At 70.7% G+C, this 11,503-nt stretch carries 13 protein-coding genes and 1 tRNA gene; 4 read left to right on the top strand and 10 right to left on the bottom strand.

Features of this window, described 5'->3' with window-relative positions; all coding sequences use genetic code 11:
• A partial coding sequence (locus tag ACFHNC_RS18420; protein WP_437170696.1) for a hypothetical protein occupies positions 1 to 295 on the bottom strand: 295 nt, incomplete at its 3' end.
• Entirely contained in the window at positions 292 to 2,067 is a 1,776-nt protein-coding gene (locus ACFHNC_RS18415) for a feruloyl-CoA synthase (RefSeq protein WP_437170695.1), read from the bottom strand. The genes ACFHNC_RS18415 and ACFHNC_RS18420, both read right to left, overlap by 4 nt.
• Positions 2,068 to 2,172: 105 nt before the next feature.
• On the opposite strand from ACFHNC_RS18415, the gene ACFHNC_RS18410 reads away from it, so the two are divergent.
• Genes ACFHNC_RS18410 through ACFHNC_RS18400 form a run of 3 tightly spaced genes read left to right on the top strand, consistent with a single transcriptional unit; the run spans position 2,173 to position 4,241 of the window.
• A complete protein-coding gene (locus ACFHNC_RS18410; RefSeq protein WP_437170694.1) occupies positions 2,173 to 2,646 on the top strand; it encodes a MarR family winged helix-turn-helix transcriptional regulator in 474 nt (157 codons plus the stop codon).
• Between the two features lie 60 nt (positions 2,647 to 2,706).
• The gene (locus ACFHNC_RS18405; protein WP_437170693.1) at positions 2,707 to 3,480 is read left to right on the top strand and encodes a crotonase/enoyl-CoA hydratase family protein; all 774 of its coding nucleotides are present in this window, start codon (positions 2,707 to 2,709) and stop codon (positions 3,478 to 3,480) included.
• A gap of 2 nt (positions 3,481 to 3,482) precedes the next feature.
• Positions 3,483 to 4,241 carry an SDR family NAD(P)-dependent oxidoreductase gene (locus ACFHNC_RS18400; RefSeq protein WP_437170692.1) on the top strand — a complete coding sequence of 253 codons (759 nt, stop codon included), beginning with the start codon at positions 3,483 to 3,485 and terminating at the stop codon, positions 4,239 to 4,241.
• Positions 4,242 to 4,250: 9 nt separating this feature from the next.
• On the opposite strand, the gene ACFHNC_RS18395 is transcribed toward ACFHNC_RS18400, so the two are convergent.
• The 8 genes from ACFHNC_RS18395 to ACFHNC_RS18360 form a co-directional block, all read right to left on the bottom strand.
• Positions 4,251 to 5,072: a DUF1206 domain-containing protein gene (locus ACFHNC_RS18395; protein ID WP_437170703.1), complete on the bottom strand. Its 822-nt coding sequence runs from the start codon at positions 5,070 to 5,072 to the stop codon at positions 4,251 to 4,253.
• Positions 5,073 to 5,199: 127 nt separating this feature from the next.
• Positions 5,200 to 5,276: transfer RNA gene (locus tag ACFHNC_RS18390), tRNA-Met, on the bottom strand.
• 43 nt (positions 5,277 to 5,319) lie between these two features.
• The gene (gene mnmA, locus ACFHNC_RS18385; protein WP_437170691.1) at positions 5,320 to 6,417 is read right to left on the bottom strand and encodes a tRNA 2-thiouridine(34) synthase MnmA; all 1,098 of its coding nucleotides are present in this window, start codon (positions 6,415 to 6,417) and stop codon (positions 5,320 to 5,322) included.
• Positions 6,414 to 7,109, bottom strand: a complete 696-nt coding sequence (locus tag ACFHNC_RS18380) for a TenA family protein (RefSeq protein WP_437170690.1) — start codon at positions 7,107 to 7,109, stop codon at positions 6,414 to 6,416. The genes mnmA and ACFHNC_RS18380 overlap by 4 nt, the downstream gene beginning before the upstream one ends.
• A gap of 14 nt (positions 7,110 to 7,123) precedes the next feature.
• Positions 7,124 to 7,453 carry a ferredoxin family 2Fe-2S iron-sulfur cluster binding protein gene (locus ACFHNC_RS18375; RefSeq protein ID WP_437170689.1) on the bottom strand — a complete coding sequence of 110 codons (330 nt, stop codon included), beginning with the start codon at positions 7,451 to 7,453 and terminating at the stop codon, positions 7,124 to 7,126.
• An 8-nt stretch (positions 7,454 to 7,461) separates the two neighbouring features.
• Complete coding sequence (locus ACFHNC_RS18370) at positions 7,462 to 8,676, bottom strand: cysteine desulfurase family protein (protein WP_437170688.1); 1,215 nt, start codon at positions 8,674 to 8,676, stop codon at positions 7,462 to 7,464.
• A gap of 5 nt (positions 8,677 to 8,681) precedes the next feature.
• The gene (locus tag ACFHNC_RS18365; RefSeq protein ID WP_437170687.1) at positions 8,682 to 9,773 is read right to left on the bottom strand and encodes a cysteine desulfurase family protein; all 1,092 of its coding nucleotides are present in this window, start codon (positions 9,771 to 9,773) and stop codon (positions 8,682 to 8,684) included.
• On the bottom strand, positions 9,757 to 10,257 hold the full coding sequence (locus ACFHNC_RS18360) for an Rrf2 family transcriptional regulator (protein WP_437170686.1): 501 nt from the start codon (positions 10,255 to 10,257) through the stop codon (positions 9,757 to 9,759). Before ACFHNC_RS18360 ends, ACFHNC_RS18365 begins: the two co-directional genes overlap by 17 nt.
• A 545-nt stretch (positions 10,258 to 10,802) precedes the next feature.
• Here ACFHNC_RS18360 and ACFHNC_RS18355 point away from each other — a divergent pair.
• Positions 10,803 to 11,471, top strand: a complete 669-nt coding sequence (locus ACFHNC_RS18355) for an alpha/beta hydrolase (protein WP_437170685.1) — start codon at positions 10,803 to 10,805, stop codon at positions 11,469 to 11,471.
• The last annotated feature ends 32 nt before the right edge of the window (positions 11,472 to 11,503 follow it).

Here is an 11,503-nt window from a genome sequence, read left to right as displayed (position 1 = left end):
CCGTGCCGCAGACGCGCTGCACCAGCAGCGCCGGCACCTCCATCCGCACGCCCGCATACAGCCCGATATGGCGCGGCAGCATGTAGGCGTCGAAGCTCGCCTGCGCGACGGAGCCGGCGACGACATGGCCGATCTCCGCCGCATCCACCCCCGCCTTGGCGATCGCGCCTCGCGCCGCCGCGATGCCCAGATCGATCGGCGAGATCTTCCCGAACACGCCGCCCAGATCGGCAAAGGGCGTGCGGGCGCCGGCGAGCAGCCAGGCGTCGCGCCATTCGGTGTGCAGCGCGGTCATGCCGTGATCTCCGCCAGGCAGATGATGTCCGGCCCGGGCGGGTCGGCGTAGAGGCGCTCCACCAGCGCCGCGCGCTGCGCCAGCACGGCGCGCTGGTTGATCGAGCCCTTGTCGGTGATCTCGCCCGCATCCAGCGACAGCGGCGCATGCAGCAGCACGGCGCGGGTGATGCGGTTGGAGCTGCCGGTGGCCGTTTCGGCCAGAAGCGTCAGCCCTTGCTCCAGCCGCGCCGCCAGATCCGCCACGCCGGAACAGGCTTCGCGTTCCGGCAGCAAGATGGCGGCCAGGCTGTCGCGGTCCTGCCCTGCGATCACCGCATCCTTCACATAGGGCGCCAGTGCCGCGACCAGCTTTGCGCGCAGCGGGCCGACGCTGACCCAGGTGCCGGTCCCCATCTTGAAATCCTCGGTGATGCGACCGTCGAACCGAAAACCCTTGTGCAGATCGGCGGCATCCAGCGGGACCAGCGCATCGCCGAACTTATAAAAACCTTCGTCATCGAAGGCGGCGGCGGTGGCCGCCGGGTTGCGCCAGTAGCCGGGCGTGATGGAGGGGCCGCGCACGCGCGCTTCCATCTTGCCCGCCAGCGGCGCCAGCTTCAGCTCGATGCCCGGCGCCGGCAGGCCGACGGCGCCGGACTCGGACGCATCCTCCCGCACGATCAGGCAGAAGGGCGCTGTCTCCGTCGCGCCGAGGCCGGTGAACATCGGGATGCGCCGCCCGCATTCGGCCAGCGCCAGCGCATCCAGCGCATCCCAGATGTGCTGCGGCAGGCCGGCGGCGGAATAGAACATCATGTGGAGCCGGGAGAAGAAAACACGTCGCAGCGCCGCATCCTGCGTCAGGTGGTGCACCAACTCCTCGAAGCCGCGCGGCACGTTGAAATGGATGGAGGTGGCGATTTCGCGGAGGTTGCGCAGCGATTCGGCGTAGCCGCCGGGCACCGGCCGCCCGTCATCCATGTAGAAGCTGCCGCCATTGTACAGCGCCAGGCCGAGATTGTGATTGCCGCCGAAAGTGTGGTGCCAGGGCAGCCAATCCAGCAGCACCGGTGGTTCCTCCGCCACGAAGGGAAACGCCTCCCGCAGCATCTGCTGGTTGGCGCACAGCATGCGATGCGTGTTGATCACGCCCTTGGGCTGGCCGGTGGAGCCGGAGGTGAACAGGATTTTTGCCACGTCATCCGGCTGCACGGCAGCGGCGGCAGAGGCCACGGCAGGCGTCGCGGTGGTGGCGAGCAGACCGGGCATCGCCGCGGCCGTCAGCACCTCCGTTCCCTGCGGCACCGCCGCGGCGATGGCGTCCGCGAAGCGCGTACCGTCATTGGCAAAGACCAGCCCCGGCGTCAGCAGCGCCAGACAGTGCCGTAATTTCGAAAAGTCCTTGGCCAGCAGCGAATAGGCCGGCGAGACCGGTGCCACCGGCACGCCGACATGCAGCGCCGCCAGGGTCAGCATCGCCTGGTCCAGGCAGTTGCCGGACAGGAACACCAGCGGCCGCTCCGCCGACAGCCCGCGATCCAGTAGCGCCTGCCCCAGCGCCTGCACCGCCTGCCACATCTGGACGTAGCTGATGTGCCGCCAATCGCCACCCGCATCCCGCTGCGCGATCAGTGTGCGTTCCGGCGCTTCGCGGGCATGCTGTTCCAACCGTTCCGTCAGGCTGCGCGGATAGGCACCGAGCGCCGGCACCGGCCTGACCAGCACCACGCCATCCGGCCGCCGCGCGATGCGCACGGGGGCGGCGCCCATCGGCTTGCGGGCTGCGGACATGTCTTCCTCCCCGCGCCGGCAAGCGGCGTCCTGATTGTTATGTACCATAATAGTATGGCCCGCGCCCTCTTCCAAGCGGGAAGTGAAATCCTGTAAGCCAGCGCCATGGCCCAGCCCCGCCGCCTGACCGCCGAGGCCCGCACGGTGCCGGAGCAGCCCGACCTCTCACCGCTCGACGACAAGCTCGGCTTCTGGCTGCGCCTGGCGCAGCAGGCCAGCTTCGATGCGCTGCATCGCGGCCTCGGCCCGCTGGGACTGACGCCCGGCCGCCTCGGCGTGCTGCTGATGCTGGAGGCGAATCCGGATATCCGCCAGGCCCTGCTGGCGGAGGCGCTGCACATCAAGCCCTCCAACCTCACCGTGCTGCTGGCGGCCCTGGAGCAGGAGGGGCTGATCCGCCGGACGGAGGAGGAGGGCAATCGCCGCGCCAACTGCCTGCGCCTGACGCCCCCCGGCCGCGCCCTGCTGCGGCAGGGGGAGGCTGCGGAGGCGAAGGCGGAGGGCACATTGGCGGAAGGGCTGAACCCGGCCGAACGCCGCGCCCTGCTGGCCGCGCTGCGCCGCATCGCCGAGGCCTGAGCGCTTGCCGGGTCCCAGGCCCGGCCTTATCGTTATGGTACATAACAAACGAAGGCGCCGATGTCCGAAGCACTGGTGAGCCTGGAACTGCGCGACCGCGTCGCCTGGATCGGCCTGAACCGCCCGGCCAAGCGCAACGCCATCAATGATGCGTTGCTGGCCGCGCTGGATGCGGCGGTGGCGCAGGCGCAAAGCGAGGCGCGCGCCATGGTGGTGTTCGGCCACGGCCCCTGCTTCTGCGCCGGCCTCGACCTGTCCGAACACGGCGTCCGCAGCGCGGAGGCGGTGTTCCACCATTCCCGATCCTGGCACGCCACCTTCCGCCGCGTCCGCGGCGGCCGCATCCCGGCGATCGCCGCCATCCACGGCGCCTGCGTCGGCGGCGGGCTGGAACTGGCCAGCGCCTGCCACATCCGCGTGGCCGACAGCACCGCGATCTTCGCCCTGCCGGAGGGCACGCGCGGCATCTTCACGGGCGGCGGCGCCAGCGTGCATCTGGCTCGCATCCTGGGCGCCCCGCGCATGACGGACATGATGCTGACCGGCCGCGCGCTGGATGCCGCGGCGGCCGAGCGCGCCGGGCTTATCACCTACCTCACCGATCCGGGCGCCGCCGCGGACCAGGCCGGGGTGCTGGCGGCGAAGGTGGCGGCAATGGCGCCGCTGACCGTGCTCGGCGTGCTCCACGCCCTGCCCCGCATCCAGGACATGGCGGAGGAAGACGGGCTGTTCGTCGAGAGCATGATGGCCGCCCTCGCCCAGACCGGGCCGGAAGCGCAGGCGGGGCTGGCGGCCTTCCTGGAAAAACGCGCGGCCAAGGCGGGGGAGAACTGAGCATGGATTTTTCCAACGCATCCGCTCTGGTCACCGGCGGCGGCTCCGGCCTCGGCGCCGCGACGGCGGAGGCGCTGGCCCGAGCCGGCGCGAAGGTGGTGGTGCTCGACATCAACCGGGAGGCTGCGGAGGCCGTCGCCGCGCGCATCGGCGGCATCGCGGTGGTGGGCGACGTGGCGGAGGAAGCGCCGATGGCGCAGGCGGTGGAGGCAGCAGCCGGCTTGGCCCCGCTGCGCCTGGCCGTGGCCTGCGCCGGTATCGCCCCGGCCGGTCGCGTCGCCGGCCGCCAGGGTCCTCACGACCTGGCGCTGTTCGAGCGGGTGATCCGCGTCAACCTGGTCGGCACCTTCAACCTGCTGCGCCTCGCCGCCGCGCGCATGACCACGAACGAGCCCTTGCCGGACGGCCAGCGCGGCCTGGTCGTCGCCACCGCCTCCATCGCCGCCTTTGAGGGACAGATCGGGCAATGCGCCTATGCCGCGTCAAAGGGCGGCATCGTGGCGCTGACCCTGCCGGCGGCGCGCGAGTTGGCACGCTTCGGCGTGCGGGTGGTGACGCTGGCGCCGGGACTGTTCCACACGCCGCTTATGGACACGCTGACGGCGGAGGCGCGGGAGAGCCTGGGCAGGATGCCGCTGTTCCCGGCACGGCTCGGCCAGCCTGCGGAATTTACGGCGATGGTGCTGGCGATTGCGGCAAACCCCTTGCTGAACGGGGAGACGATCCGGCTGGACGGAGCGCTGCGGCTGCCGCCGGCGTAACGGGTCGGATCAGCCGGGCCGGGCGGCATGCAAGGCCGCCGCGGCGGCCGCTTCTGGCCGTGGCGGGTGGATCCGCCGGTAGCGGGCCTCGGCGAACTGGAAGGCGCCGAATGCCGCGAGCCCCGCGGCAACAAAGCCGAACAAACCCCGGCCATAAGGCTGCGCCTGCAGCGCAAGCAGCACGCCGCCCAGGCCGCGTGCCTCGCTCGGATCTGACTGCCAGGCGGCGAGGATGAGAAAGCCGCCGATCGTCAGGAAGACCAATCCGCGTGCCGCATACCCGGCCCGCCCCAGTGGCACCACCCAGCGCGCGGCGCGCGCGTCGCAGGCGAGGTCGCGACGGAAGCGGGCGGTCCAGGCCTGAGAGCCCATGCCCAGCGCCGCACCAACCACGGCGAGACCCACGCCGGCCACCAGCCAGCGGCCAAAGGGCTGGCTCAGCAACCAGGCGGTCCAGTCGCGTGCCGACTGGTCTTCGTCACCTCCGCTGCCACCGCTTCCCAGCACCAGGTTCAGCGCGAAGATCCCGAGGCCGATATAGGCGACGGCCGAAACGGCCTGCCCGGCGCGGACCGCCAGCCCCTTCGCGTCACGTCCCCGGCCATCGGCATCGAGCAGCGCCTGGCACAGGCGCCAGAGCGCAAACCCGAACAGGCCAAGCGCCCCGACCGCGATCAGCGCGACGCCGAAGGGTTGGGTGAAGACGGTTTCGATCGCGCCACGCGAACCGGTGACCTCACCGCCCCGGGACAGTGCGGCCATCAGTGCCAGCAGCCCGACCGCGAGAGTCACCGCGCCGCGCGCCGCATATCCAAACCTTGCCAGCCACACCAAGCCACGACGGGTTTCAGCCATGCTCGCCCCGGATTGTCGAGGCGTGCAACGAGCGGGAAACGGCGCGGGTTCCCTGGGCGAGGTGCTGCCAAGCGATGAGGGGAGGGCCACGAGATGGGGACTGTGGTAGCGGCGAGCGGACTTGAACCGCTGACCCCGGCATTATGAGTGCCGTGCTCTAACCAGCTGAGCTACGCCGCCCCGGGTCAGTCCCATGGGGCAAGCCTCGTGGGCGGGGCCGCGATTACGCCGCCGCCCCGGCCCTGTCAACGCTGGCAGCGCGCAGGAAGCCGCCGCCGAGCACCTGATTGCCATCATACACCACGCAGGCCTGGCCCGCGGCGACAATGTTGGGCTCCTCCAGCGTCACCCGCATCACCTGCCCGGCGCCGTCCCAGGCCACCGTCGCGCCACGCGGCGCTTCCCGCCCGCGCAGCTTCACCTGCACGGGGCGCGGCGCCTCGGGCGGGTCCACCAGCCAGTTCACCTCACCGGCCACCGCCTCCGTCCGCGCCAGCGCGGCACGGGGCGCGACCACGATGCGGCGGCGGCCGGGCTCGATGGCGCTGACGAACAGCCGCTCGCCCGAACCACCGCCAAGGCCGAGGCCACGCCCCTGCCCCACCGTGTAGCGCCCGATGCCCTCATGCCGGCCGAGCACCTGGCCGGACAGGTCCACGATCTCCCCCGGCTCCGCGCTTTCGGGGCGCAGCTTCGCCACCAGGCGGTCGTAGCTGCCTTCCGGCACGAAGCAGATGTCCTGGCTGTCCGGCTTGGCGGCGACGGCGAGGCCGAGCCGTTCCGCCACCGCGCGCACCGCCGCCTTGTCCGGCATGTCGCCCAGCGGGAAGCGGCAGAAATCGAGCTGGTCGCGCGTTGTGGCGAACAGGAAGTAGGACTGGTCCCGCACCGGGTCCGCCGCGCGGTGCAGCTCCGCGCCGTGGGTGCCTTCGACGCGGCGGGCGTAATGGCCGGTGGCCAGCGCCTCGCAGCCGAGGTCGCGGGCCAGTTCCACCAGATCCTGGAACTTTACCGTCTGGTTGCAGCGGATGCAGGGGATGGGCGTTTCGCCGCGCGCATAGGTCGCGGCGAAATCATCAATCACGGCAGCCCGGAAGCGGCTTTCGCGGTCCAGCACGTAATGCGGGATGCCGAGGCTTTCCGCCACGCGGCGCGCATCATGAATGTCCTGGCCGGCGCAGCAGGCGCCCTTCTTCTGGATGGCTGCGCCGTGGTCATACAGTTGCAGGGTGGCGCCCACCACCTCGTGCCCCTGCTCCACCAGCAGGGCTGCCACCACGCTGCTGTCCACGCCGCCGGACATGGCCACGAGCACTCTCATGCGGCGGCGGCGTCCAGCCCCTGCTGCCAGAAGCGCTGCTCCAGCCGTGCTGCCTCGCCGAAGGTCGCCGCCAGCATGGGGAAGCGCGCCTGGCCGCCGTGGCTTTCGCCCAGCGCATCGATGCGCGCGGCCGCGGCGCGGGCGAGCTTCTGGTATTCCTCGCCGGCATAGGCGTCGATCCACCCCTGATAGGGGTTGCCCTGCACCTTCCGCGCCGGGTCCGCCAGGATGCGCAGCGCGACCTCCCCGTACCCCACCGTGCAGGGGGCCAGCGCCACCTCCAGGTCCAGGATGTCGCCCGCGAGGCCGCGATCGATGACGTAGCGCGTGTAGCTGACGGTCTCCGCCGATTCCGCCGTGCCGCGCACCGTGGCCTCCGGCACGCCCCATTCGGCGCAATAGGTCAGGTGCAGCGTCGTCTCGGCCAGGATCGCCTGGATCGACGCTGTCTTCTCCCGCATCGCCTCCAGGCCTTCTGCCTTGAAGACGGCCAGCGCCTGGGCGCGGGCGAACTGGATCAGGAACAGGTAGTCCTGGATCAGGAAGTTCTGGAAGGCGACCAGCGACAGGCTGCCATCGGACAGTCGGCGGCAGAATGCGTGCCAGGTATAGGCTCGCCAATCCGCCGCGCATTCCGTGCGCAGCCGGCGGAACAACCCGCCCTCCGTGCCGAAATCCTCCCAAGGCGGCATGCCCGGTTGCATCATCAGCCGCCGGCGTTGCGGGTGCCGGCGGGCAGCTTGACGACCAGCCCGTCCAGCGCATCCGTCATGATGATCTGGCAACCGAGGCGCGACGTCTCCTGCAGGTCGAAGGCGAGGTCGAGCATGTCCTCCTCATCCTCCGTCGCATCGGCCAGCTTGCCGTACCAGGTGCCGTCCACCACCACATGGCAGGTGGAGCAGGCGAGCGAGCCCTCGCAGGCGCCCTCGATATCCACGCCGTGCTTGTGCGCGATCTCGAGCACCGAAAGTCCGAGCGGCGCGTCCACTACCCGGGCCACCCCGTTCCGCTCGATGAAGGTCATCTTCGGCATATCAGCCACTACTCCGCCGCGCTTGTCCTGGGGGTGTGCCCCGAGGCGCCATTCCTGTTCGAGGACTCCATGGCTCGGCGCCAGGCGGCGGCCAGGGCCGCGGCTGCTCGATCCACATCCAGGGGCGAGGTAAAGCGGCCCACCCCGATGCGCAAGGTCGCGCGCGCCTGGTCAGCGGGCAAACCCAGCGCCTGCAACACATATGAGGGCTCGACCTCGGCCGAGGAACAGGCCGAGCCGGTGGAAACACACACCTCCGGGGCCGCCGCCATGATGCTTTGGGCCGTGACGCCGCCGGGGAAGGACAGGGACAGGTTGCCGGCAACGCGGGCCTGCGTGCTGCCGTTTACCACCAGACCTGGCACCGCAGCCTCCAGCGCGGCCCGGAAACGGTCCCGCTGCCCGGCGATGCGGCCGGCATCCAGCATCCCTTCCAGCGCCGCAATCCGGCAAGCCTCGCCGAACCCCACGATCAGCGGCGCCGGCAGGGTGCCGGAGCGCAGCCCGCGTTCCTGCCCGCCACCGGAGAACAGCGGCGCCAGCCGCACCCGCGGACGCCGCCGCACATACAGCGCGCCGATGCCCTTGGGGCCGTAGACCTTGTGGCCGGACAGCGAGAGAAGATCGGCCCGAATTTCCGCCACATCGATCGGCACCCGCCCCGCCGCCTGCGCCGCATCCGTGTGGAACAGCGCGCCATGCTGCTTCGCCAGCGCGCCGATCGCCGCCACGTCCTGCACCACGCCGATTTCGTTGTTCACCGCCATGACGGAGACCAGCAGCGTCGGTTCCGCCGCCAATGCCGCTTCCAACTCCGACAAATCCAGCAACCCATCCGGGCGCACCGGCAGGATCAGCGGCGCGAAACCCTCCGCGGCCAGGTCCTTCACGCTTTCCAGGACGCATTTGTGTTCGGTGGCCAGGGTGATCACCCGGCGTCGCTCATTGCCCTGGCTGGCGGCGAAGCGCGCGGCGCCCTTGATGGCCAGGTTGTTGGCCTCCGTCGCGCCGGAGGTGAACAGGATTTCCGAAGGCTCGGCGCCGATCAGTTCCGCGACATGCGCGCGGGCCTCGGCCACCGCAGCCTCGGCGTCCCGCCCCATGGCGTGTTCGACGGAGCCGGGATTGGCGAAATTCTCCTCCCACCAGGGCCGCATCGCCACCAGCACGCGCGGGTCGGCCGGGGTGGTGGCGTGGTTGTCGAGGTAGATGGGGCGGGTCATGGCGTTCAATTGGCCCCGGCAGCGGCGCGGCGGGAGAGGCGATTTCGCATGGCCGACCACGCCGTAAGGAAACGCTCCGCCGCATCCTCCGGCGCATTCCAGGGCAGCGAGACGCGGATGCCGCCCTCCGCCTCCCCCATCGCCGCCAGCACATGGCTGCGCCCGACCTTGCCGGAGGAACAGGCCGCACCGGCCGAGACCTGTACCCCGGCCAGGTCCAGCGCGATCACCTGCGTCTCCGCCGCCGCGCCGGGCAGGATCAGATTGGTGGTATTGGGCAGACGTGGCGCGCCCTGCCCCGCCACCCGTGCGCCAAGAGCCAGGCAGCCGGCCTCGATCACATCCCGCAGCGCAGCCAGCCGCGCGGCCTGCGCCGGGTCCGCCGCCTCGGCCGCCGCACCGAGGCCGGCAATTGCCGGCAATGCCTCCGTCCCGCCGCGCCGGCCACGTTCCTGCCCGCCACCGGCGATCAGCGGCGCCAATGCCAGCCCTGGCCGCAGCAGCAGCGCGCCGGCCCCCTTCGGCCCGCCCAGCTTGTGGCCGGAGATCGCCACGCTTTCCGCCCCCAGCGCGGCCAGCGAGACCGGCACCCGCCCCGCCGCCTGAACCGCATCCACATGCAGCAGCGCGCCATGGGCCCGGCACAGCGCGGCGGCCTCAGCCAGCGGGTGGATCACGCCGGTTTCGTTGTTCGCCGCCATCAGGCAGACCAGCGCCGGCGGTCCCGCCAGCATCGCCTCCAGCGCATCCAGGTCCAGCGTGCCATCGGACAGCACCGGCAGCAGGGTCGCGCCCGGCGCGGCGGCCAGCACGGCGGCGTGTTCCGTGGCGCCTGCCAGCACGCGGCGGCCCGCGGACAGGGCGCGGATGGCCAGCGCATTGGCCTCCGTGCCGCCGCTGGTGAACACCACCTCTCCCGGCCCAGCGCCGAAATGCGCTGCCACCTGGTCCCGCGCCGCCTCCAGCACCCGCCGCGCCGCGCGCCCTGCGGCATGAACGGAGGAGGGGTTGCCCGTCAGGTCGAGCGCCGCCAGCACCGCCGCCCGCGCCGCAGGCCGCAGCGGCTCCGTGGCGTTGGCGTCAAGGTAGAGGGTCATGGTCCCCAACCACCGGCGGCGCCACGGCGCAGAGGGGGGCCATGGCGCGGCCGGCGATCTGCCCCCGCACCACATCCTCCAGCGACACGCCGGTCAGGAACAGGTGGATCTGGTTGCCGAGTTCGGCCCAGAGGTCATGCGTCAGGCAGCGTTCCCCGGCCAGGCAGCCAGGGCCTCCGTCCTCGCAGCGGGTGGCCTGGATCGGTTCATCCACGGCATCGACGATCACGGCGATCGAAATCTCCCGCGCCGGGCGCGCCAGGCGGTAGCCGCCGCCGGGGCCTCGGGTGGAGGCGACCAGGCCGGCGCGGCGCAGGGGGCCGAAAAGCTGTTCGAGATAGGCCAGCGAAAGCCGCTGCGCCTGGGCAATCTCCGCCAGGCTCACCTGCCGCCCGGCCCGGCAGGCTTCCGCCGACTCGTCATCGCGCGCGGCCAGTTCGACCATCGCCATCACGGCATACCGACCACGGGTGGAAAGCCTCATCCGGGTTTCCCGTCCTGCGTGCTGAAGGGGTCGAAGTGGGGTGCGGGCCGCGCTGCCAAAAGATGAATGTCCATACATATGGCCCAGGAAATACCGGCCCGGCACAGGAACCTGAGAGGCGTCCCGTGAATCCGATATGAAACCTGACCCTGCCTAACCTATATTGTTCAGACCCTGGGGTTTGGGAGCCTTCCCTGGGGTGTCCACGGGCGCGGGCTGCCGCACCCAACCAGAACCACGACCGAGGCTGAATGCCTGCGAGCCAGTCGCCCGCCCAAGGTTATTATTCCCGACCAGCGCCGTCAACAATGGCGCCGGAGCGTGGGAACGAAGCATGAGGTGGAATTCGCTGGCCCGGGATCGGCAGGACGTCGATTGCGGTTCTGCAAGTGCCTGTGGCACGCCGCGGCGGCGGTGTGTGGCTTCCCAAACGGCCAGGAGGCGGGCGGTATGCGCACGCCCTCCTCCGGCCATGGCCCATGGCAGACGGCGCCTCTACGGCCTCGTCGCACCGTGGGCCCAACATGGACTGGATCGACAGGACGATGCCTGAAGTCATGTTTGCCGGGCCGGATGGCCGGCTCGAGGGTCGCTACCACCATGCGAAGCAGGCCAATGCGCCGGTTGCGCTGGTTCTGCACCCGCACCCGCTGCATGGCGGCACCATGAACAACCGCGTCGTTCATGCGCTGTACCAGCGGTTCCAGACGATGGGCTTCTCCACGCTTCGCTTCAATTTCCGCGGCGTCGGCCGCAGCCAGGGCCGCTATGATGGCGGCATCGGTGAGATCTCGGATGCCGCGGCGGCGCTGGACTTCCTGCAGGCGGTGAACCCCAACGCCTCCTCCCTCTGGGTCGCGGGGTATTCCTTCGGGTCCTATGTCGGCATGCAGTTGCTGATGCGGCGGCCGGAGATGGGCGGCTTCGTCAGCATCTCCGCGCCCGCCAGCCACTATGATTTCGGCTTCCTGGCGCCGTGCCCCTGCAACGGGCTGATCCTGCATGGCTCGGATGACGAGCTGGTGCCGGAAGGCAGCGTGCGGAAGCTGGTGGACAAGCTGAACACCCAGAAGGGCATCGCCATCGACTACCGGGTGATGCCCGGCGCCGGCCACATCTACACCCCGCCCCAGGCGGAACAGGTGGCCGATGCGTGTGAGGATCACGTCATGGGCATGCTCAACCGCAACCGCATGGCACTCGCCGCGGATTGATCGGCACGGAGGCGGGCTGCGCTGCCCGCCTC

The organism is Falsiroseomonas sp. E2-1-a4, assembly GCF_051433165.1.
Classification (GTDB): domain Bacteria; phylum Pseudomonadota; class Alphaproteobacteria; order Acetobacterales; family Acetobacteraceae; genus Falsiroseomonas.
This window is presented reverse-complemented; position numbering and strand designations above follow the sequence as displayed.

Bases quoted from the DNA above. Each gene is read 5' to 3' on its own strand.
- ACFHNC_RS18355 (WP_437170685.1), top strand. From the start codon at position 10,803: ATGCCTGAAGTCATGTTTGCCGGGCCGGATGGCCGGCTCGAGGGTCGC.
- ACFHNC_RS18365 (WP_437170687.1), bottom strand. From the start codon at position 9,773: ATGACCCTCTACCTTGACGCCAACGCCACGGAGCCGCTGCGGCCTGCG.
- ACFHNC_RS18400 (WP_437170692.1), top strand. From the start codon at position 3,483: ATGGATTTTTCCAACGCATCCGCTCTGGTCACCGGCGGCGGCTCCGGC.
- ACFHNC_RS18405 (WP_437170693.1), top strand. From the start codon at position 2,707: ATGTCCGAAGCACTGGTGAGCCTGGAACTGCGCGACCGCGTCGCCTGG.
- ACFHNC_RS18360 (WP_437170686.1), bottom strand. From the start codon at position 10,257: ATGAGGCTTTCCACCCGTGGTCGGTATGCCGTGATGGCGATGGTCGAA.
- ACFHNC_RS18370 (WP_437170688.1), bottom strand. From the start codon at position 8,676: ATGACCCGCCCCATCTACCTCGACAACCACGCCACCACCCCGGCCGAC.
- ACFHNC_RS18410 (WP_437170694.1), top strand. From the start codon at position 2,173: ATGGCCCAGCCCCGCCGCCTGACCGCCGAGGCCCGCACGGTGCCGGAG.
- mnmA (WP_437170691.1), bottom strand. From the start codon at position 6,417: ATGAGAGTGCTCGTGGCCATGTCCGGCGGCGTGGACAGCAGCGTGGTG.
- ACFHNC_RS18375 (WP_437170689.1), bottom strand. From the start codon at position 7,453: ATGCCGAAGATGACCTTCATCGAGCGGAACGGGGTGGCCCGGGTAGTG.
- ACFHNC_RS18415 (WP_437170695.1), bottom strand. From the start codon at position 2,067: ATGTCCGCAGCCCGCAAGCCGATGGGCGCCGCCCCCGTGCGCATCGCG.
- ACFHNC_RS18380 (WP_437170690.1), bottom strand. From the start codon at position 7,109: ATGCCGCCTTGGGAGGATTTCGGCACGGAGGGCGGGTTGTTCCGCCGG.